Origin of the sequence: Microcoleus sp. D3_18_C2, assembly GCF_036702395.1 — a bacterium.
Lineage (GTDB): Bacteria > Cyanobacteriota > Cyanobacteriia > Cyanobacteriales > Microcoleaceae > Microcoleus.
On record NZ_JAUBTG010000003.1, the window covers coordinates 17115 to 38207 of the forward strand.

The window sequence follows — 21093 nt, forward strand, 5'->3', positions numbered from 1 at the left end:
CCTCGCCGACTATAATTCGCATTGTATATACCATTTAAGGAGAGGATATCATGACTAAACATCAAAAATCAAGTATTAACAATTCAACTTATCAAGGTTGCGGCTGCTTATTGCTTTTAATGGGCATTGGAGTAATTGGCGCGATCGCTCTGCCAACATTTCTTGCTAGCAGGAATAAGATTAGGACATTGGAAGTAACACATTATGTTCGCTCAATGAACCGCGCACAGACAAGCCTATTTATAGAAAAAAGTGCTTTTGCTACTTCTGTTGATGCTTTAGGACTTGGCATTAAAACAGAGACAATAAGTTTCAAATATTCAATTCGTGTCAGTAAAAAAGCAGCATTTAATTATGCATTAGCAAAGCAAAACGACTTAAAAAGTTATGTCGGTGGTGTTTTTCTAGTTCCTGCTAAAAAATTTAATCCAAATGCTGCTAAAGAGGAAAGAACTACAACGTCCATATTGTGCGAAGCTGATTCTCCCGGTACAATTAAACCAGCGGAACCCACCTATGAAAATGGTAAACTTGCTTGTAGCACAGGCACAACACAAATGACCAGATAATCTAACTAGAGGCTAGATCATGACAGTCGATTACCAATATCAAATCGGCGGCAGTCTCCCGCAAAATGCACCTACTTATGTAGTGCGACAAGCTGACTCAGAACTTTATCAAGCCCTCAAAGCCGGAGAGTTTTGTTACGTGCTCAATTCCCGACAAATGGGCAAATCTAGTTTGCTAGTGCGAACTGTACAAAAACTCTCGGCTGATGGCATTGCTTGTGCTACGATCGACCTTTCGGACATTGGCAACCAGCAAGTCTCTCTAGATAAGTGGTACGGCGGCGTCGCTTACAAACTCTTGTGCAGCTTCAACCTGTTTAACCCAGTCGAGTTTATGGCTTGGTGGCGGGAGAGAGAGTTGATGTCGCCGGTGCAGCGCTTAGGAGAGTTAATTGAAGAATTGCTGCTGGTCAAAATTTCTCAAAACCTGGTCATTTTTATTGATGAAATTGATAGCGTTCTGAGTTTCCAAGAACCGCTAGACGATTTTTTTGCATTAATTAGATGTTGCTACAATAAACGCGCTCACAATTCAGAATACCAGCGCATTACATTTGCTTTGCTGGGAGTAGCTACCCCATCGGATTTAATTAGCGATGCAACTCGCACGCCCTTCAATATCGGTTTACCTATTGAATTGCACGGTTTTAACTTACAAGAAGCTCTGCCTTTAGCAAAGGGGTTTGAGGGAAAAGTAGAGAATCCTCAAGAGGTTTTAAAAGAGATTTTGGACTGGACTGGAGGGCAGCCATTTCTGACTCAAAAGCTTTGCAAGCTGATTTTGTACCATGTAAAAAGTTTAGCGTCGGCTTCTATTATATCAGATTCAACGGATGAAAGCAAAACTGAAAATATTACTATAAATCAATTATTAATTAGCGAGATCGTGCAATCTCATATTATTGATAATTGGGAATCGTCCGATGAACCAGTACACATTAAAACAATTCGCGATCGCCTTCTCAGAAGTCCGCACCGCGCCAGTAGGTTATTAGGACTATATCAAAAAATATTGCCACCCTGCGATCCCCCCCAACCCCCCTTAATAAGGGGGGAGAAAATGCCAGAATTACCCTTGTTAAGGGGGGCAGGGGGGATCTGCGCCGATGATACTCCCGAACAAACCGAACAGCAACTGAGTGGAAATCAGCAACCTTCAGAACCCCCCTTATTAAGGGGGGCAGGGGGGATCTGCGCGGATGATACTCCCGAACAAACAGAATTGCGGCTGAGCGGATTAGTAGTAAAACGAGCCGGAAAATTAACCGTATCCAACCGCATTTACGCAGCTATATTCAGCCATGACTGGGTAGAAAAAGCGCTCGGCGACTTGCGCCCCTATGCTGAATCCCTAACAGCATGGATAGCTACCAATTGTCAAGACGAATCTCGCTTGTTGCGCGGTCAAGCACTGGAAGATGCCCGACAGTGGGCGGCAAATAAAAGCTTGAATACCCAAGATTATCAATTTTTAGGTGCAAGTCAAGAAGCGGAGTTTGCCAAATTGCGCGATCGCGAAAAACAAACTCAAGCTGAAATGGAACAACTGCGCCGCGAAAAAAAGTTACTAGAGGAACTAAGCGAAGCACAAAAGCAGAAAAAAGTGATTGCAGCTAAACTTTGGCGCGAGCAACAACTGAGAGTGCAAACAGTTACCGGCTCCGCAGTCATATTAATATCAATCCTGATAGTAACTTTTTGGGTAAAACCGTCAATCGAAGAAAGAAACAACAAAATTCTCACTCTCAGTTTGCTATCAGAAACGCTATTTGCTGCGGATAAAAAAGAAGAAGCTTTGCTAGAAAGCATCAGAGCTGTTACAGAAATGAAACGATCGCTCGGAGTGAGTTCAGATATTCAGATGCGAGTGGCGATCGCCCTAGAACAGGCAGTTTACAACTTTCGGGAACGCCGCCGCTTGCAGAGTCAAGCCAGTACCCTTGCTTTCGCGAGTTTCAGTCCCGACAGTCAAACAATTGTGACTGCTACCGATGATAATTATATCAAGCTTTGGCAAACTAATGGAACTTTGCAAGCAACATTGACAGGGCATACTGATAAAATTATCAGGGCAGTTTTCAATGCTAGCGGTCAGATAATTGTCTCTGCAAGCGACGACCAAACTCTCAAAATTTGGCAAAAAGATGGCAAGTTAATTCATGATATAAAAGCACACAGCGGTCAAATAACAAGCGTCTGTTTGAGTCCAGATGGTAAAATTATTGCTTCAGCAAGTGCCGATGGAACAGTTAAGCTATGGAAAATCAACGGTGAAGAATTGTCAAGTTTAAAAGTCGAGCGAGGTTGGATAACCAGCGCGAGTTTTAGCCCCGACGGTCAGATAATTGCTGCGGCTGGCACTGATGGCACTGTTAAACTTTGGAGTTTGAGAAAGATTGTGGAAAAGTTGCAAAAACAGCAGTCAATTGAAGCAAGCTCCGATATCAAATTGCTCCGAACTTTACAGATTGAAAGTGATAAAATAATGAGTGTAGCTTTCAGTCCAGATGGAGCAATGCTGGCGACTGCAAGTGCTGGGGGAACTGCGAGAATTTGGAGCAAAGACGGCACACCGCTAAGTATTTTAAAGCATACAAGTGGAGTGACTAATATCAGCTTTAGTCCCGACAGTCAAATGTTGCTATCTGCAAGCACAGACAAAATGGTGAGGCTGTGGAACATTGACGGTACATTGCTCAAAACTTTAAAAGGTAACAAGGATGCTGTTTGGAGTGCGAGTTTTAGTCCAGACGGCAAAGCGATCGCTACTGCTAGCGCTGACGGTACGGTGATGCTGTGGAATTTTAATCTTGACGATTTGTTGCAGCAGGGTTGCGATGGAGCCCGCAATTATTTTCAGACAAATCCGATCGCCTATCCCAGCAATCGCCACCTCTGCGACGGGATTGGAACTCAGTCGGAACTCACGCAAAAAAAACCGGGTTAATCGATTTTAGATTTTAGATTTTAGATTTTAGATTAAAGAATTGAAGCATTGACTTGCGCGAGATAAATTCGGTGGCTTGTATCCTGGATGCTTTCGGTCAAAATGTTGAGTTTGGCAGCAAAGTATCTAGGCAGAAACTGGCTTTTTGACCAAGATTTTCAAAGGTGGTACCCGCCACGTGATTTATCTCGCGCAAGTCAATCCCAAATCGAAAATCCTCAACCCCCCGCATTTATCCGTGGGGTCGCCTCTAAAATCTAAAATCTAAAATCTAAAATCTAAAATCGATTGACCGCCCCTGCGTCTAGGGCTGATATCGTTAAAATTAGTAGCAGCTAATAGGTAATAGGTAAGCCCGATCGGTGTATTCAACTCTAGAACAAAAGTACCAGCGCCTGCAAAAAGACTTAACGGGCGGAGTCATCGCCCTGGGCGGCATTTTCTGCACAGGTACTCTCTGGTATTGGCAGGTGGAAAAATGGTCTTTGCTCGATGCCGCTTACATGACAGTATTTACCCTAGCCACTGTCGGCTACGGTGAACTTCAGCCCCTCGGTCAACGCGGGCGAATGTTTACCATATGCCTGATTTTGATGGGCGTGATTGTGATTGGTTTCATCGTCAACCGCTTTACAGAAGCACTGATTGAAGGATATTTTCAAGAAGGAGCAAGAATTAGGCAGCAGCGACGATTGGTAGATTCTTTGATCGGGCATTACATTCTCTGCGGTTTTGGGCGCACTGGCCGCCAGATTGGCTTGGAATTTCAGGCCGAAAATATTCCTTTTGTGGTCATAGATTCGGCGGTACAGTCGGTTGAGGCAGCCTTGGCACTGGGGTACACGGCTGTCCAAGGAGACGCGACTCTGGACGAAATTTTGCTGAGTGTGGGGATCGATCGCGCAATTTGCATAGTAGCAGCTTTGCCTTCGGATGCCGAGAATTTATACACTGTCATGTCAGCGAAAACTCTGAATCCGAAAGTACGGGCGATCGCCCGCGCCACCACAGAAGAAGCCGTAAAGAAGTTGCAGCGGGGCGGCGCCGATGCCGTCGTATCCCCCTACATTACCGGGGGAAAACGCATGGCGGCGGCGGCTTTGCGGCCTCAAGTTATGGATTTTTTAGACGGTGTTTTGACCGGCACCGAGAGTTCTTTTTACATGGAGGAATTTTTGGTCGATCCCAATAGTTGTGTCTACGTTGGGGAAACTTTGAGAAATGCCAAGTTGCGATCGCAATCGGGGGCCTTGGTTTTAGCAGTGCGGCGCGCTGACGGGACTTTGATTGTCGGGCCTACCGGAGAAACTGCGATCGAAGGAGGAGATATGCTGATTTGTTTGGGCACCGCCGAACAACTGCGAACTCTCAATCAAATCCTCAGTCCCCTGAGTTTTCGCCTCCCCCGGCCCCCAAAGTAATACGATGTCAGGTTTGTACTGTTGGCTGTTGACTGTTGACTGTTGACTGTTGACTGTTGACTGTTGACTCTGGGTCGAAAAACTCAATGGTTGAGTGTTAAATGTTGACTCAATTTTATTATTCAAATGCAACCGGAAACGATATGATATCAAATCCGTTGGCATCGTCCTGTATTCATCTCTCTCTTCCCTTTCTCTGTATCCTCTGTGTCCTCTGCGGTTTCATCATTCCGATAAAACCGGAATTGATATGACAACTCACTGTTTGGACATTTGAACAATACCGATGCAACCGGAAACGATATGATTAAAAAAATTCATAATCTCCACCACACAAGGATTTAGGGAAAATAAAAATGCTCTCGGCGCCGAGAGCATTTTTGAGCAGTTAAACTGCGTTTTGATCACAGTTTGAGCTCAGTCATAGACTAAAGACAGACAAAAATCGCTGAAACCCAAAGCCGATGGTGGGATTTGAACCCACGACCGTTCGATTACGAATCGAATACTCTACCCCTGAGCTACATCGGCACAGACAATTTTGGATTATAGCACAACCTCAGCGAAAAAAGCAACGAGTTGTAGAATTTAATTCAAAATTCTACAACTCACCAACAGTTAAACGGTCACTTCAGTGTCAGTTGAACCGCCTCTGGCCCCGGAATAAACCAAACCCCGCTGCATATCCAGCGTCAGCATAGTTCCGTCCCGAATTACCCGCGTGGCATTCTTCACGCCCACCATCACCGGCACGCCCAACCGCAAACCGATAATCGCGGCGTGAGAAGTCAAACTGTCCTCCTCCGTCACCACACCTGCGGCTTTCCGAATCATCTCCACAAAAGCGACGCTGGTGTGTTCCACTACCAAAATTTCTCCAGCGTGGAAATTGCCTACATCCGCAGCAGTGCGAGCAACCCTGGCCATCCCACTCACCGATCCCAAACCGACACCGGTGCCTTTGCCTAAAACTGCTGTCACTACTTCAACTTTGATCAAATCCGTCGATCCGGCAACCCCTTGCAGAGTACCGGCGGTCATTACCACTAAATCTCCGTCGGAGACTAACTCTTTTTCCTGGGCGACTGTCATGGCAGAGTGAAATGTCTGGCCGGTGGAGGGCAAATCCAGCACCAGCAAGGGTTTTACTCCCCATACTAATTGCAGTTGTCGGGCTACGTCTACGTGAGGAGTAACTGCCAAAATCGGAGTTTTGGGTCGGAATTTCGAGACATTTCGGGCTGTGGCGCCGGTTTTGGTCAGCGTCATGATGGCCGCGGCGTTCAATTGTTCGGAGATTTGGCTGACTGCTTGGCTGATGCCGTTGGGGATCGATCGACCAATATCTTCTACATTCCTAATATTCCGCTTAATTCCTTCCCTCTCCATCCGCACCGCAATTCTCGCCATCGTCGCCACCGCTTCGACGGGGAACTTGCCGACAGCAGTTTCATTGGACAGCATCACTGCATCAGTTCCGTCAAGAATCGCGTTGGCCACGTCGGAAATCTCGGCGCGGGTGGGACGGGGATTGTTGACCATGCTGTCGAGCATCTGGGTAGCGGTAATTACCGGAATGCCCAGGCGGTTGGAGGTAGCAATCAGGCGCTTTTGCAAAATCGGCACGTCTTCGGCGGGTAGTTCCACTCCCAAATCGCCGCGGGCGACCATCACGCCGTTGCAAAGGGTGAGAATTTCCTCCATTTGTTCGATCGCCTCGTGCTTTTCGATCTTAGCAATCACCGGTACTTGCTTGCCCGCACTGGCAATCAGCTCTTTAATTTCGAGCACATCTTGGGGATTCCGCACAAAGCTCAGGGCCACCCAATCGACACCTTGGTCGAGGCCGAACATTAAATCTTTGCGGTCTTTATCAGTCAGCGCTTTAATTGACAGGTAAACTCCGGGAAAATTCACCCCTTTGTTGTTGGAAAGTGGCCCGCCGACGACGACGCGGCAGTACAATTCCCGCGCCGCACGGTCTACTTTTTCGACCAGCATTTCCACTTTCCCGTCGTCAAGCAGAATCACTGATCCCTCTGGAACTTCGTCTGCTAGGGGGTCGTAGGTGACGGAAGAAATGAGTTCGGTGCCTGGAACTTGGCGACTGGTGAGAATGAAAGGATCGCCGTTTTTGACAACTATAGAGCCTGTCTCAAAGCGCCCTAAACGAATTTTCGGGCCTTGGAGGTCTTGGAGGATGGCAACCGGCTGGTTGAGTTCAAAGGATGTTTGCCGGATTAAGCGAATGCTGCGCTGGTGGTCTTCTTCTGTTCCGTGGGAAAAGTTGAGTCGCAAAGTTGTGGCACCTGCTTCTATGAGCTGGCGCAGCACTTGTGGGTCCGAAGTTGCTGGGCCAATGGTGGCGACGATTTTAGTCCGGCGTAGGGCTTTTGGCAATTGCATCAGCGGTGTTCTGGGGAGGCAGGTGGATTTCTTGTTTAAATTTCGGCTAACGTTTCATCTTTGCACTACAAGCAATGATGCTAGTCTCAAGTCTTAAAAATTTTGATAGTCGTCAAAAAAGTAGGTATTGAACAATATATAGAATATCTGACTTTTTACCGATCGGTAATCTTTTCTTGGGGAGCGCTCTTTTTTGCAAATTTTTCCGCTCTCAGGCTTGACATAAATACAGACATACCCATTGATTTTAATTGGTCTGCTGAGCTCTTTTGGCTAATCTAGGACTGGTATCCTTGTACAACAGCAATACTTTCCTGTTTGTGCAGAGGCTAGTTTTTGGCGATCGAACTCTGTTCTTTCATGCCTTGAGGCTGAGGTTCCTGACAAAACTTTACTATTGTCTGGCTTGTATCTTATACTACGCAAGTGTGAAATATTAAGGAGTCTTAACAAAGATGTCGGAGGCAGGACGGCCGCTGACAGTGCCGAAAGAGTTTCTGAGTCCTCCCGGTGACTTGAATCCGACACTGCTGCTGTTTTTGAGTGCAGTAGTGATTATCGTGATTTCTAACTTGGGTTTCTGGTGTTGGGGATGGCCGCAGTGGTGCTGTTTTACGCTGAACGTGTTGGCGTTGCACATGGCTGGAACTGTGATTCACGATGCGTCTCACAATGCGGCCCATCGCGATCGCACAGTTAATGCTATTTTGGGACACGGTAGCGCGCTGATGTTGGGTTTTGCTTTCCCGGTGTTTACGCGGGTACATATGCAGCATCACGCCCACGTTAATGACCCAGATAACGATCCAGACCATTATGTTTCTACGGGCGGGCCTTTGTGGTTGATTGCTGCGAGGTTTTTTTACCACGAGATTTTCTTTTTTAAGCGCAAACTGTGGCGGAAATACGAACTCTTGGAATGGTTTCTCAGCCGTTTGTTTGTCGTAGCGGTGGTGTATATTGCCATTCAGTACGACCATTTAGGTTACGTGCTGAATTTTTGGTTTTCTCCGGCTTTGGTGGTGGGGTTGGCCTTGGGGTTGTTTTTTGATTATTTGCCGCACCGTCCGTTTCACGAGCGCGATCGCTGGAAAAATGCCAGAGTATATCCTAGTCCTATTCTAAATATCTTGATTTTGGGGCAGAATTATCATCTGATTCATCACTTGTGGCCTTCCATTCCTTGGTACAATTACAAGCCTGCTTATGAGGCTGTCAAGCCGCTGTTGGATGAGAAAGGTTCTCCTCAAACTTTGGGAATATTGGAAGGGAAAAAGGACTTTTGGAGTTTTATATATGACATTTTTTTAGGGATTAGGCTGCATCACAAGAAAGCGTCTGATTGACAAAAAACCCGGCTTCTCAAAGAAACCGGGTTTTTTTTATAATAAAAGCTTTTAAGCATACAGCGGATTCCAGGTTTATAAAGTACACCCCAGAAACCGGGTTTCTTCTGGATTTCTCGCCAGAAACCGGTTTTATTCAAGAAACCCGGTTTCTCTGTACTTCACTTACCTGGAAAGTGCTGTATATCCCCAAGGCAGGTTTTGTACTGTATCAAATCCCGTAAAAAATAAACCCACCTGTAATGGTGAGTTAACTTTTAAATCAAGCCCAAAGTGAATCTATTATTTTTCCCCAGCCACCGCCACCGCTAAATTCCTATCGGGGCGCAAATTTTGAGCTCCCCGCAAATAAGGATGATAAATTTCAGTATTTGCCGGCCAATTGACGTGAATTAAAAACCGAATGCAGCGTTCCAAAGCACCTTCAACGTGCATTTGCTGCACGTCCAACAAAGGAACATTACACCAGTGAGGACGTTCGCGGGCGATCGCAGCCGGAAACACAGCATCTAAATCGCGAGTAGCAGAAAACGTAGCACTAATAATTAAATCTGGATTTATATCATTTTTTGCTTCTAATTCATCTAATAATTCTCTCACCGCTTCTCGAATTGCTGCCACCGAATTCTCGCTAGCTGTTGTTGCCCCACGAATCCCCCGCACTTGCCACTCCACGCAAATTTCCTCCATATTAGTCAGTTGCCAGTTGTCAGTTGTTAGTTGTCAGTTGCTAGTTGTCAGTTGCTAGTTGCAATTACCCATTACTAATTACTAATTACCACTGCCAACTGCCAACTGACTATTTAATCACGGGCGATACATCCACAGCGGCAAACCGCTAGTAGAAAGATCGAATTCCAGCAAATTCTTGTAAGCCGAAAGCCCGGATATATCCAGACTACTCCCCAAGACGCGATTTAGGAAAGGTTTTTGTTTTTCTAGCGTGCAAGACTCGGTTTTTTCCGGGTCGAGGCCTGCGAGTTCGGCGGCAAGGCGGCGAGCGTCCTCTTCTGTTCCCAGTCGATCGACCAAACCCAATTCTAAGGCTTGCTGGCCGGTAAAAACCCGACCGTCGGCAAAACTTTTCACTTTCTCAACAGGCAATTTCCGGGCTTCAGCAACGGTTTCCACGAATTGCTGGTAGCTGGTGTCGATCAAGTCTTGCAGAATTTGCTGTTCAGGATCTGTCAATTCGCGATCGAATGCCAAGATATCTTTATACGGCCCCGATTTAATCACCTGAAAAGAAACGCCTACTTTTTCTAACAGCCGTTCTAAATTGTTACCCCGGATAATCACGCCAATGCTGCCAGTAATTGTACCGGGATTAGCAACGATATGTTCGGCTCCCATGCCGATGTAAACTCCGCCAGAAGCTGAAATATTGCCAAAACTGGCGACAATTTTGACTTTTTCGCGCAAACGCTTGAGTGCGCTGTAAATTTCCTGGGAATCGCCGACAGTGCCGCCGGGGCTGTCTATCCGCAGCAGCAAGGCGGGAAATTTGCGTTCTTCAACGGTTTTGAGAGCTTCTAGGACTCGTTTACGGGTTTCTCCGGCAATGGCTCCGGTGATTTCGATACGGGCGATTTGTTTGCGGTAGCGGGGCTTGAATGGCCAAATCATGGGCAGTTTCGGGCAATGTTACTTTTTGTATCTCACTTCTAGTGTGCCTTATCTCAAGGAAGAAGGAAGAGAGAAGAAGGAAGAAGGAAGAAGGAAGAGGGAAGAAGGCCACTCGATGAGACTGAAGAAACCGGGTTTTTTGCAGAGATTCAGGGTTTGAGGCAAATATGTGGGTGAAAAAACCCGGTTTCTGGCCACCCGTGCGTCCAGGACTACACCAATATATAATTGTAAAAATTGCTTAACAAAACTACATCATCCCCACCAGAATCAATCTCATCAATTATTTGGAGTCTCCGCCATGCAGCTAAAACTTACCGATTCAAAACTACCTTTTGCCCCGCTGTTGCTAATTGCGCCGTTTTTCCTGTGGGGAACCGCGATGGTAGCGATGAAGGGGGTGATGCCGCATACAACGCCACTGTTTGTGGCATTCGTGCGTCTAGTACCTGCGGGTGTGTTGGTGCTGCTGGCGGCGGCGCTGATGGGAAAACCACAGCCCCAGGGTTGGAAAGCTTGGCTGTGGATTTCGCTGTTTGCTTTGGTTGACGCTACTTTGTTTCAAGGCTTTTTAGCCGAAGGTTTGGCGAGAACCGGTGCGGGTTTGGGTTCGGTGATGATTGATTCTCAGCCGCTAGCAGTGGCGATTTTGTGTTTGTGGCTGTTTCAAGAAAAAATTGGTTTTTGGGGCTGGTTGGGATTAGTTATTGGCGTTGCGGGCATCAGTTTGATCGGGTTGCCCGATGGCTGGATTTTGGGGCTTTTTCATCCTGAAAACAGGGAGGTTTCTGCGGGTATCGAACAGTTGTTTCAGGGTGGAGAATGGTTGATGCTGTTGGCTGCTTTGTCGATGGCTGTGGGTACGGTTTTGGTGCGCTGGGTTTGCCGTTATGTTGACCCGGTGGTGGCGACTGGTTGGCACATGATTTTGGGCGGTTTGCCGCTGTTGGCAATTTCGGCTGCAACTGAGTCTGAACAGTTTGTGAATATCGATTTTTCGGGCTGGATGGCGTTAGGTTATTCTACTGTGTTCGGAAGTGCGATCGCCTACGGTTTATTCTTTTATTTTGCTTCGAGTGGCAGTCTAACCAGTTTAAGTTCTCTTACCTTTCTTACGCCTGTATTTGCTTTGCTGTTCGGCAATTTGTTCTTGGGCGAAGTGCTCAATCCGCTGCAATCGATGGGAGTTGGGCTGACTTTGGTTAGTATTTATTTGATTAACCAGCGGGATACTTTGGGTGAGAAATTGCGAAAAGTGCGGCACGGTGAAGCGAGTGCAGAAGTTGAAGCTACAGGATTGTTAGAGTCGTCTGAGTTGAATTCTGTAGAATTACCCGTGCAGTTGCGGGTTAGCGAACTGGAATCAGAAGTTTAGCGCTTTGAGAAATTTAGGGAGAATCAGTTAATTCAAGAATTAACTGATTTGGAGTTACAATCCTAGGAGTAGTAACCGGAAAATCTCGCGGGTTGCGGGTGACAATGGCATCAATTCGATTGATGACAGCAGTGCTGTACTGAATCGCATCTTCAAAATCCTTGAAGTTGCAAGTTAATGCCATTGAAATAACAGAGTTATCTACTGTTGCGACTTGACAAAATGTGGCTAACTGCCGCAAAAAATCCAGCGTCCAATCGCGGCCTCTGTCTCTGCGGATAATATAGTAAAGGTCGCTAAAAGTTGAGGCTGAAATATAGCCTTGAATTTTTGCTTCTTCAACAAAAGTTAAAATGCGATCGCTCTCAGAAAAGAAAGGTTCTCGATCGAGCGCAACATCTACTATTATATTGGTGTCTATCAGGATTTTCACAAGTTATGTTTCTCTTTTAAATATTCCCATTTTGCTTGTTTGTCTGGATCGTCAAAATCCAGCGTTTCCGGTACAGCATCTCGATCGAATAAACCTTGAAATGCCTTCACATTAGTTTTAAACTTTTTTTGAGGTGCTTCAGGTGCGATCGCATTTTCTGACGCGCTGGCTTGTTTAACCGTATCAGGTAGCTGCAAGACGATGATTTCTACATCTCCCGGCGGCATATTCACGGGTTCCACAACTACCAAGTTGCCAGTTGCATCGATTTTACCTCTAAGTTTGTATGCTTGCATGGTAATCTCCGATAACTATGTTTCTATTATAGGACATAATAACTTGCTTCATTACCAATCCTCTTCACCACCAATCTTAATGTCTCTGCTTTGAATCTGTTCTATAAAAGTTTTTAAACTGGGATTATCTGCGTAATGCTTCATCAAAACTTTATGCTTGCGATATGGTTTTGAAATTATTCGATAATATTCAGGATTTTTAGCCTTAGCGTCGATCGTAAAATTGTGTTTTTTCGCCAGTTCCCGATTTAACGTGTCGAGGCAGTTTGTAATTTTAGCTTTTCTACTGTCGGTATAATACAGTGGGAGGAACCAACACTCAATAGAGTCAACAGAAATTGCAAACACGATCCGCTGTTGATGTTTATCATAAAAATCCTCACCAATCGTATCTCTGAATTTTTCAATAACTTTTTCGATCGACTGCTGAGGAGTAAATTCATTACCATTTTCATCTCGCTTGGGAATATTATAATTAGAATTTTGGTAATCCAGCAAAACATCTGTATCTATTTGGATAATGATATAGTCATTATATTGAAATGATTCTCGAAAAATGTTTGACTTGCAATAATCAAAAACTAGAGTCCAACCGCCATAGTTTTTGTCTTTGTCTATTTCTGGTTGCAGCGATCTGATAACTAGATCGGATCTGTTGAAATATCCAGCTAAAATACTCTTAATAACAATCTGGTCAGTAAGTCCCTCTGTAATCAATCCAAACTTAATCATATTAAAAATTTTCAGGAAGTCCGCCGATATAGCCTCTCAAAAAAGCCTCTGATAATTTTACAGGTTCTTGTCCCTCCAGAGGTTTGGGTTTGAGAATACGTATAGCCTTAGTATGACCTAGTTGGCTGCGGTAGATCACAAACAGCCGCTGTTCCTCATCACCTAAATCCAAACCGTCCAAAACTGCCGGGTTGTGGGTTGTGAATATAACTTGTTTGTCGTGTTTTTTTGCTAATTCGACTAATTCTTGCATTAATCTGCGACACAATCTGGGGTTAAGAGAAGCATCAATGTTATCTATTGCAAAAAATTTAGGCGTGATATCGCTAATAAATAAAGCGAAGTAAAAAAGCAAGAATAAAAAGCCTTCATTAGAGCTTCTTTGGTCAAAGTAAGTTAAATCAGGATCTAAGTACCTATCTTTAATTTGGAGAAAATTTTGAATATTTGATAAATTTAGAGTAGCTTCAAAATCTTGAAACCAATCTATCAATTGCAGCTTTTTTTTGATTTCATTAAGCTGGTCTTGGTTATCATCTGAAGTCAAAAATTTTAAAAGTTTAAACAAACCTTCTCCATTAATTCCTAATGGTTGAACTTGACCTTCTTTTTCAAAAGTTCGTAAAGCTTGGTTTTCAGGAGAATAAATTATAAATTCATTAAGGTTAATTATCCTACTAAATGATTGTGAATCTTTGAGTAATCTTGATAACTCTGGTTCTGAGTATTTTGTTTCGTCTAATAAAATAGATCTGATTTTTTCCGATCCACCGTAGTTTTTAATAAGAACATTAATAGCTTTTCTTATAGAGGTCTCAATATCACCCATAAAGTTTTCACTAACCCACTTAGAATAGGTAGAATTATCATTTTGTAAAATACAACTGAATGGTTGGATTTCATTCCCTCTTAACTCAATCTTGATATCTTTAACCAAATTTTCAATTTCAAAAGCCGATCGCATAAATTGAGGTTCTGTCACTCTAATGCCGCGAGAAGCTAAAAACTCGTTATCCAGCTTGTCATCTGCCGCCGCAGAAGCAAGGGCGATCGCCTCTAGGATATTACTCTTGCCGCAGCCATTTTCACCGATCAATACAGTTACTCGTCCTAATTCTAGCTTTAGCTTTTGAATGGACTTATAATTTTCGATTCTGACTTCTCCAATCATAATTCAATCCCATATAATCTTAATGTACTCATTGTATCTCCGATCGCATGAATCTCAAAGAACGCTTGCACAGCCATCTGATTCAAATTGTACGCGATCGCAATCCATACCTCGCATCCCAAGGGCATTTTTATGCTCAGCAATACATCCGGGAACAGTTGGGACAGTGGGGAACTGTAGAAATTGACGATTTTTCCGTGCGCGGCCGAATTCATCACAATTTGATTTTGGATTTACCCCCCCTCAGTCCCCCCCTTGCTAAGGGGGGGAAGCAAGAAGAATCACCCCTTGCTAAAGGGGGGAAGCAAGAAAAGAAGCAAGAAAAGCCGATCGTAATTGGTGCTCATTACGATACTGTACCCGGATCGCCTGGGGCCGATGATAATGCTACTGGTGTTGCTGTTTTGCTGGAACTCGCAAGGGATATCGCATCTGGGCCGCTCAAATATCCAGTGCAATTAGTCGCCTTTGATATGGAAGAATACGGTTATTTGGGAAGCAGTCATCATGCAGCTAAATACAAGCAACAGCAAAAGTCAATCCGGTTAATGATTTCTTTGGAAATGTTGGGTTATTGCAACCATAATCCTAATTCTCAAAGCTATCCCGCTGGCTTGAAATATTTTTATCCCAATAGTGGCAATTTTATTGCTTTAATTGGCACTTTGCGGACGGTTCCCGATTTGATTAATTTGAGTGGCAAAATTCGCCAATCTGGTCAGCCCTGCGAGTGGCTGCCGGTGCCGAATCGAGGTTTAATTGTGCCGGATACTCGCCGCAGCGATCATGTTCCTTTTTGGGATAATGGTTATCCCGCTATCATGGTGACTGATACTGCTAATATGCGAAATCCGCATTATCATCGAGAAAGCGATAGGATTGAGACTTTGGATTTAGATTTTCTGGCTGGTGTTTGTCAGGGGTTAGTCAAGGGCATTCGACATCTATAAATTAACACGATCGAGCGCGTGCTAGTTGGATTGACCAGAAATTATGACTTTTATGACCCGAAGTTATGAATTTTATGAATTGACTTGAACAGAAGTTTGTTGAATACTTGTAAATTAATCAAGCAAAAATTTCAAAAAAAAGAGATATGAATCCTACTTTTCCCGATCGCACTCGCTGGCAATTTTGGATCGATCGCGGTGGCACTTTTACCGATATTGTCGCCAACAGCCCCGACGGTAAATTAGTCATTCACAAGCTGCTGTCGGAAAACCCGGAACGCTACACCGACGCCGCAGTTCAAGGAATTCGCGAGATTTTGAGAATTCCCGCCGGCGCAGCTATACCCGCCGCCGAAATTGAAGCGATTAAAATGGGGACGACGGTAGCGACAAATGCTTTGCTGGAACGAAAGGGCGATCGCACAATTCTGTTAATTACTAAAGGTTTCGGCGATGCGCTGAGAATTGGCTATCAAAACCGCCCGAATATTTTCGCGCGCCACATTGTTTTGCCCCAGATGCTGTACGATCGAGTTATTGAAGTTGCAGAACGCTACAGTGCTCAAGGTGAGGAGTTAACTGCTGTCAATCCCGAATTTATCCCGTCTTTGCAGCAAGCATACGATGAGGGAATTCGCAGTTGTGCGATCGTATTCATGCACGGCTACCGCTACTCGGAACACGAAAAAAAAGTTGCTAAAATAGCGAAAGAAATTGGCTTTACTCAAATTTCAGTATCTCACGAAGTCAGCCCGCTGATGAAATTAGTTTCGCGGGGAGATACTGCGGTTGTCGATGCTTATTTATCTCCGATTTTACGGCGTTATGTCGAACAAGTAACCAGTCAATTAATAGAGGCAGATTCCGGGAACGAGGGATTATTAATGCCCAATTCCCAATGCCCCAAATTAATGTTTATGCAATCGAATGGCGGCTTAGTGGAGGCGGCACAATTTCAAGGAAAAAACAGTATTTTATCTGGGCCTGCTGGGGGAATTGTCGGTGCAGTTCAAACGAGCAAAAAGGCAGGTTTTGATAAAATTATTACCTTTGATATGGGCGGAACTTCGACAGATGTTGCCCATTTTAACGGCGAATACGAACGCGAATTTGAGACGGAAATTGCTGGGGTGAGATTGCGATCGCCCGTGATGGCAATTCACACTGTAGCAGCCGGCGGCGGTTCAATTGTCTTTTTTGACGGGGCTCGCTACCGCGTCGGGCCGGAGTCTGCAGGGGCCAATCCTGGGCCTGCTTGCTATCGCAAAGGTGGCCCCTTGACGGTGACTGATTGCAATGTGATGTTGGGTAAAATTCAACCGGATTTTTTCCCGAAAGTATTTGGATTGAATGGAGATTTGCCGATCGCCCCTGACGTAGTAAAGCAAAAATTTGGGCAATTAGCGGGGGAAATTGGGGGCGAGAGGACGGCCGAAGAGGTGGCGGAGGGTTTTTTGGCGATCGCTGTGGAAAAGATGGCAAATGCTGTCAAAAAAATCTCGCTTCAGCGCGGTTACGATGTTTCGGAGTATACTTTGTGCTGTTTCGGCGGTGCGGGCGGCCAACACGCTTGTGCGATCGCCGATGCTTTGGGGATGAAACGGGTATTTATTCACCCTTATGCGGGTGTGTTGTCGGCTTACGGTATGGGTTTGGCTGATGTGCGGGCTATTCGCGAAAGGGCGATCGAGCAACAATTAAATACAGAATTATTATCTGATTTGCATTATATTTTAAGCGAATTGGAGGCTGAGGGAAAGAGGGAATTGAACCGCAGAGGCGCAGAGAACACAGAGAATGAGTCTGAGGTTTTAGTTGTTAGCAAGTTGCGCTTAAAATATCAGGGGAGTGACTCGGTTTTGGCGGTCAATTTTGCTGACAATATTGAAGCGATGCAGGCGGAATTTGAAGCAGCACACCGACAGCGTTACAGTTTTATTATGCCAGAAAAACCGCTGATTGTGGAAGCGGTTTCGGTGGAAGTTGTAGAAACAATGGATGTGCCAGAAGCATCCACAATTTCCCCCTCTTGTGGCACAGGCATCTTGCCTGTGCAACCAATTTCAACGGTGCAAATGTATGTGGGTGGCGGCTGGCGGGAAACGCCTGTTTATCAGAGAGACGATTTGCGATCGCACGACTGCATTAGCGGCCCTGCTATGATTGTTGAAGCTACGGGAACTAATGTTATTGAACCGGGCTGGGAAGCGGTATTAACAGAAAGAAACGATCTAATTTTGAACCGCAGATGGACGCAGATGGACGCAGATAATATCCGCATTCATTCGCGTTTATCTGCGGCTAAATCAGATCCAGTTTTGCTGGAAATTTTTAATAATTTGTTTCGGGCGATAGCGGAACAAATGGGCGTCACATTGCAAAACACAAGTTCCTCAGTCAACATCAAAGAACGTCTCGACTTTTCCTGTGCAATTTTCGACAAAAACGGGCAATTAGTTGCCAACGCGCCGCACATTCCCGTACATCTAGGCTCGATGAGCGAAAGCGTTGAAGCTTTAATTTTAGCACAAGGCAATGCGATTCAACCGGGCGATGTTTATGTTTCTAACAATCCCTACAACGGCGGCACGCATTTACCAGATATCACCGTTATTACTCCAGTATTCGATCGTGATTCCTCCCTTCCTTTGTTTTATGTTGCCTCGCGGGGACACCACGCCGACATCGGCGGCATTACTCCCGGTTCCATGCCTCCTAACAGTACAACAGTAACTGAAGAAGGTGTATTGCTTGACAATTTTCTGTTAGTAAGCAAGGGCAATTTTCGAGAAAAAAAATTACTAGAAATTCTGACAGCGGGGAATTTTCCTGTCCGCAATTCCCCTCAAAACATAGCCGATTTGCAAGCACAAATTGCTGCTAACAAGCGCGGCGCCGAAGAACTGCTCAAGATGGTAAAACATTATGGATTAGAGACGGTGCAAGCTTATATGGGCTTCGTACAAGACAATGCGGAAGAGTCGGTACGCAGGGTAATTGATGTTTTGCAAGATGGCGAGTTTACTTATCCGATGGATAGCGGCGGACAAATTAAGGTAGCGATTACAATTGACAAATCTGCGCGCAGTGCAAAAATAGATTTTACTGGCACTTCTGCTCAACAATTCAACAATTTTAATGCTCCCGCTGCGGTGTGCAAAGCCGCTGTTTTGTATGTTTTCCGCACGTTGGTAGATGACGATATTCCTCTAAATGCGGGCTGTTTGAAACCTCTCGAAATCATCAATCCCGAAGGCTGTATGCTGAATCCTCGCTATCCGGCGGCGGTAGTTGCCGGAAATGTGGAAACATCGCAGAATATTACCGATGCTTTGTATTGTGCGTTGGGAGTGATGGCTGCTTCTCAGGGAACTATGAATAATTTTACCTTTGGAAATCAGCGCTATCAATATTATGAAACTATTTGCGGCGGTTCGGGTGCTGGTGCAGATTTTGACGGCACTGATGCGGTTCAAACTCACATGACTAATTCGCGTTTAACTGATCCAGAAGTATTAGAATGGCGCTTCCCGGTGTTGTTGGAAAGTTTTGCAATTCGGGCTAATAGCGGGGGAAATGGATGTCATCGCGGCGGTAATGGAGTGGTACGCAGGGTACGGTTTCGGGAGGCGATGACGGCGGGAATTTTATCGGGGCGGCGGGTGATTTCTCCCTGCGGTTTGAATGGGGGTGAAGCGGGGAAAGTTGGACGGAATTATGTAGAGCGCGTTGATGGTAAAGTTGAGGAATTGGGGAGTACGGCGAGTGTGGAAATGCAGCCGGGGGATGTGTTCATCATTGAGACTCCTGGGGGTGGAGGATATGGTTTTCCTAGCGGGGTTCACCGTTGATAACCTTCATCTGCTGGTAAGTTTTGTTGATTGGCCGCTTGTCTGGAAATATAATTGCAGCGTTTATACTCTTGGTTGCCCGCACATTGCTTAATTCTAATAAACTCAACGTGGTGTTGCGAACAGAATTGGAGTAGTTGCTCCCACAAATCTACGTTAGCAGTAGGTTTCTGTTCGCTATTTTTCCAGTTATTAGCTTGCCAGCGCAACGCCCAATTGTTGGCCATAGCATCTACAAGGTAGCCGTTGTTATTATATAGCGTCACTTTACATCTTGTTTTGAGTGCTTTCAGGCCTTCAATTGCAGCAATAATATCCATACGATTGTTTGTAGTTAAGTGAAATCCGCCGGATCGTTCCTTGCGATGATTTTCATACAGCAAGACTGCCCCATATCCGCCAGCACCGCTCGCCGTAGTTATACCGCGAGTATAGATGCTAACTTGTTTCAAGTTGCTCATGCTTGTGGGACTCCTTCATGGAATATAAACATTTGGCGATATTATATAATTAATTGAATTAAGTATTAACATAATTTCAAACCTGTTGCACCCAATGTAGATCGTGTTGTAGAATCGGGCTGCACCAGCATTTATTCCCAAAACCGTTACAGAACAATTGTGCAAACACCTAATTTTTCAGAATTCAACCATCCTGTGGTCAAATCCCTGTTTCACCACAGCGATCAGGAATTATTGACTCTGTTTCAAAACCATCCCGATCAGGGTCGCTTCTTCACGGCGATTTTTTGCCGCTACGCTCAAATTGTACACTCCCTGATTCGCCATTCCGTGCGATCGCCCGTACAAGGCGATTACCTGTTTGCCCACACTTGGCTGCACATCTATCACGAACTCCGAGGCCTCGATTTGCGTCGCGAAATCCAAGAGTCTGATGGCGAAAATCTCAGTCTCCAAAACTGGCTGATTAATGTCACCGCAGTCTGCATAAATCAAGCTGAATTGCCCCCTGTTGAGTCGATTCACTACTCTTTGCAATCGGCGCCGCCTCCCCTGTGGTGTTACGTCAAACAAGCCTTAGAATTGTTAGCGCCGCTGCCGCGTTTAGTGGTGTTGATGGCTCAGACTTTCCGCTGGAGCGAAACTCGAATTGCAGCTTATTTACAAGCAGAAGGCGAAGCTATTTCGCCCGCTCAGGTAAAGGCTTTGCTGCAAAAAGGATATCAAACTTTAGAATCCAACTTGCCGGAGGATATTCGGGCTATTTATCTAGATGAAAATCTCGATTATCAAGAAGCACTTGTCTAGATATACACGATATAAATCCGCCCTTTCTAGTTGTACGGGCGGGTTTTACCCGAAATATTTGCTAGGACTAACAGCATCGTAAACCCGCCCTTTCGCGAGGAATAAGGAAAAAATGGCAGTTTATCAAGTTCGGTTGGTGAATGAGGCTCTCGCGCTCGATCGCACGATCGCAGTACCAGACGACCAGTATATCTTAGATATGGCAGAAGATGCCGGCATCCGCTTGCCGAATGGATGCAAGCAAGGAGAGTGTTCTGCTTGCGTTGTCAAACTGCTGAGCGGTGAAATCGACCAAAGCGAACAAAAGTTTTTGAAGCCGTCAGAATTGCAAGCTGGCTACGCTGTTACTTGTGTGGCTTACCCGCTTTCTGACTGCACTTTGTTAACTCATCAAGAACAAGTTTTATATCAAGCCGCCCTTTATTTTAAGTAATAGAAAATCAGTTTTTTACCATCTTTTATTCTAGCCTCGCTGGGCACGAAATTTCTTTGTAGAAGAGCGAATTATATTCGCCAGTCATATTATGTCCCGTCGATTACCCCTAATACGGTAGGGGCGGGTTAACAAAAAATATCTGCCCATAATTGACAATCTCAAAAACCCGCCCTTTTCATCGCGGTCACTCGATCGGACATGATCTCAAATCCTTATCAAACCAGATTTGGTGTCATGTAAGGTGCGTGACTTTCCAGCATCTCGCT

At 45.1% G+C, this 21093-nt stretch carries 17 protein-coding genes and 1 tRNA gene; 9 read left to right on the top strand and 9 right to left on the bottom strand.

The genetic code is table 11. The features are described from left to right. Positions 1–50 precede the first annotated feature (50 nt). The 3 genes from QUA88_RS02755 (at position 51) to QUA88_RS02765 (ending at position 4937) form a co-directional block, all read left to right on the top strand. Positions 51–569, top strand: a complete 519-nt coding sequence (locus QUA88_RS02755; protein ID WP_333052844.1) for a type IV pilin-like G/H family protein — start codon at positions 51–53, stop codon at positions 567–569. Between the two features lie 19 nt (positions 570–588). Then, a complete protein-coding gene (locus QUA88_RS02760) occupies positions 589–3516 on the top strand; it encodes an AAA-like domain-containing protein (protein WP_333211930.1) in 2928 nt (975 codons plus the stop codon). Positions 3517–3878: 362 nt separating this feature from the next. Then, positions 3879–4937 carry a potassium channel protein gene (locus tag QUA88_RS02765; protein ID WP_333052846.1) on the top strand — a complete coding sequence of 353 codons (1059 nt, stop codon included), beginning with the start codon at positions 3879–3881 and terminating at the stop codon, positions 4935–4937. A 459-nt stretch (positions 4938–5396) separates the two neighbouring features. Here the strand turns inward: QUA88_RS02765 and QUA88_RS02770 are convergent. Both QUA88_RS02770 and pyk read right to left on the bottom strand, forming a co-directional pair. Then, positions 5397–5468: transfer RNA gene (locus tag QUA88_RS02770), tRNA-Thr, on the bottom strand. An 87-nt stretch (positions 5469–5555) separates the two neighbouring features. Further along, on the bottom strand, positions 5556–7343 hold the full coding sequence (gene pyk / locus QUA88_RS02775) for a pyruvate kinase (protein ID WP_333052847.1): 1788 nt from the start codon (positions 7341–7343) through the stop codon (positions 5556–5558). A gap of 455 nt (positions 7344–7798) precedes the next feature. Between pyk and crtR the strand changes: the two genes are divergently transcribed. Further along, on the top strand, positions 7799–8689 hold the full coding sequence (crtR, locus tag QUA88_RS02780) for a beta-carotene hydroxylase (RefSeq protein ID WP_333052848.1): 891 nt from the start codon (positions 7799–7801) through the stop codon (positions 8687–8689). A gap of 282 nt (positions 8690–8971) precedes the next feature. Here the strand turns inward: crtR and aroH are convergent, their stop codons facing one another. Together aroH and sppA are read right to left on the bottom strand one after the other, a co-directional pair. Next, on the bottom strand, positions 8972–9379 hold the full coding sequence (gene aroH / locus QUA88_RS02785; RefSeq protein WP_333052850.1) for a chorismate mutase: 408 nt from the start codon (positions 9377–9379) through the stop codon (positions 8972–8974). Positions 9380–9496: 117 nt separating this feature from the next. Beyond that, positions 9497–10315: a signal peptide peptidase SppA gene (sppA, locus tag QUA88_RS02790; protein ID WP_333052852.1), complete on the bottom strand. Its 819-nt coding sequence runs from the start codon at positions 10313–10315 to the stop codon at positions 9497–9499. 301 nt (positions 10316–10616) lie between these two features. Here sppA and QUA88_RS02795 point away from each other — a divergent pair, with 301 nt between their 5' ends. Next, positions 10617–11690 carry a DMT family transporter gene (locus QUA88_RS02795; protein ID WP_333052853.1) on the top strand — a complete coding sequence of 358 codons (1074 nt, stop codon included), beginning with the start codon at positions 10617–10619 and terminating at the stop codon, positions 11688–11690. 13 nt (positions 11691–11703) lie between these two features. On the opposite strand, the gene QUA88_RS02800 is transcribed toward QUA88_RS02795, so the two are convergent. From QUA88_RS02800 to QUA88_RS02815, 4 genes are read right to left on the bottom strand one after another with little or no spacing between them, the layout of a single operon-like run. Continuing rightward, positions 11704–12123: a PIN domain-containing protein gene (locus tag QUA88_RS02800; RefSeq protein ID WP_333052855.1), complete on the bottom strand. Its 420-nt coding sequence runs from the start codon at positions 12121–12123 to the stop codon at positions 11704–11706. After that, positions 12120–12419 (bottom strand): hypothetical protein, encoded by a 300-nt coding sequence (locus QUA88_RS02805; RefSeq protein ID WP_333052856.1) that lies wholly within the window; start codon positions 12417–12419, stop codon positions 12120–12122. Before QUA88_RS02805 ends, QUA88_RS02800 begins: the two co-directional genes overlap by 4 nt. 51 nt (positions 12420–12470) lie before the next feature. Further along, complete coding sequence (locus tag QUA88_RS02810) at positions 12471–13151, bottom strand: phage tail protein (protein ID WP_333211921.1); 681 nt, start codon at positions 13149–13151, stop codon at positions 12471–12473. Position 13152: 1 nt separating this feature from the next. Further along, positions 13153–14322 (bottom strand): AAA family ATPase, encoded by a 1170-nt coding sequence (locus QUA88_RS02815; RefSeq protein ID WP_333270112.1) that lies wholly within the window; start codon positions 14320–14322, stop codon positions 13153–13155. Between the two features lie 47 nt (positions 14323–14369). On the opposite strand from QUA88_RS02815, the gene QUA88_RS02820 reads away from it, so the two are divergent. Together QUA88_RS02820 and QUA88_RS02825 are read left to right on the top strand one after the other, a co-directional pair. Next, positions 14370–15272: a M28 family peptidase gene (locus tag QUA88_RS02820; RefSeq protein WP_333052860.1), complete on the top strand. Its 903-nt coding sequence runs from the start codon at positions 14370–14372 to the stop codon at positions 15270–15272. A gap of 146 nt (positions 15273–15418) precedes the next feature. Beyond that, a complete protein-coding gene (locus QUA88_RS02825; protein ID WP_333270115.1) occupies positions 15419–19123 on the top strand; it encodes a hydantoinase B/oxoprolinase family protein in 3705 nt (1234 codons plus the stop codon). Here the strand turns inward: QUA88_RS02825 and QUA88_RS02830 are convergent. Next, positions 19114–19584 carry an RNase H family protein gene (locus QUA88_RS02830; RefSeq protein ID WP_333052862.1) on the bottom strand — a complete coding sequence of 157 codons (471 nt, stop codon included), beginning with the start codon at positions 19582–19584 and terminating at the stop codon, positions 19114–19116. The two genes, QUA88_RS02825 and QUA88_RS02830, sit on opposite strands and share 10 nt — an antisense overlap. Positions 19585–19743: 159 nt before the next feature. Between QUA88_RS02830 and QUA88_RS02835 the strand changes: the two genes are divergently transcribed. After that, positions 19744–20391 (top strand): sigma-70 family RNA polymerase sigma factor, encoded by a 648-nt coding sequence (locus QUA88_RS02835; protein WP_333270119.1) that lies wholly within the window; start codon positions 19744–19746, stop codon positions 20389–20391. 112 nt (positions 20392–20503) lie between these two features. Beyond that, positions 20504–20824, top strand: a complete 321-nt coding sequence (locus tag QUA88_RS02840; RefSeq protein ID WP_333046751.1) for a 2Fe-2S iron-sulfur cluster-binding protein — start codon at positions 20504–20506, stop codon at positions 20822–20824. Positions 20825–21093: the final 269 nt, after the last annotated feature.

Excerpts from the sequence above, each read along its gene's own strand:
- QUA88_RS02810 (WP_333211921.1), bottom strand. The coding sequence starts at position 13,151 with ATGATTAAGTTTGGATTGATTACAGAGGGACTTACTGACCAGATTGTT.
- QUA88_RS02805 (WP_333052856.1), bottom strand. The coding sequence starts at position 12,419 with ATGCAAGCATACAAACTTAGAGGTAAAATCGATGCAACTGGCAACTTG.
- QUA88_RS02820 (WP_333052860.1), top strand. The coding sequence starts at position 14,370 with ATGAATCTCAAAGAACGCTTGCACAGCCATCTGATTCAAATTGTACGC.
- QUA88_RS02760 (WP_333211930.1), top strand. The coding sequence starts at position 589 with ATGACAGTCGATTACCAATATCAAATCGGCGGCAGTCTCCCGCAAAAT.
- QUA88_RS02830 (WP_333052862.1), bottom strand. The coding sequence starts at position 19,584 with ATGAGCAACTTGAAACAAGTTAGCATCTATACTCGCGGTATAACTACG.
- QUA88_RS02755 (WP_333052844.1), top strand. The coding sequence starts at position 51 with ATGACTAAACATCAAAAATCAAGTATTAACAATTCAACTTATCAAGGT.
- aroH (WP_333052850.1), bottom strand. The coding sequence starts at position 9,379 with ATGGAGGAAATTTGCGTGGAGTGGCAAGTGCGGGGGATTCGTGGGGCA.
- QUA88_RS02795 (WP_333052853.1), top strand. The coding sequence starts at position 10,617 with ATGCAGCTAAAACTTACCGATTCAAAACTACCTTTTGCCCCGCTGTTG.
- QUA88_RS02815 (WP_333270112.1), bottom strand. The coding sequence starts at position 14,322 with ATGATTGGAGAAGTCAGAATCGAAAATTATAAGTCCATTCAAAAGCTA.
- crtR (WP_333052848.1), top strand. The coding sequence starts at position 7,799 with ATGTCGGAGGCAGGACGGCCGCTGACAGTGCCGAAAGAGTTTCTGAGT.
- sppA (WP_333052852.1), bottom strand. The coding sequence starts at position 10,315 with ATGATTTGGCCATTCAAGCCCCGCTACCGCAAACAAATCGCCCGTATC.
- QUA88_RS02825 (WP_333270115.1), top strand. The coding sequence starts at position 15,419 with ATGAATCCTACTTTTCCCGATCGCACTCGCTGGCAATTTTGGATCGAT.
- QUA88_RS02840 (WP_333046751.1), top strand. The coding sequence starts at position 20,504 with ATGGCAGTTTATCAAGTTCGGTTGGTGAATGAGGCTCTCGCGCTCGAT.
- pyk (WP_333052847.1), bottom strand. The coding sequence starts at position 7,343 with ATGCAATTGCCAAAAGCCCTACGCCGGACTAAAATCGTCGCCACCATT.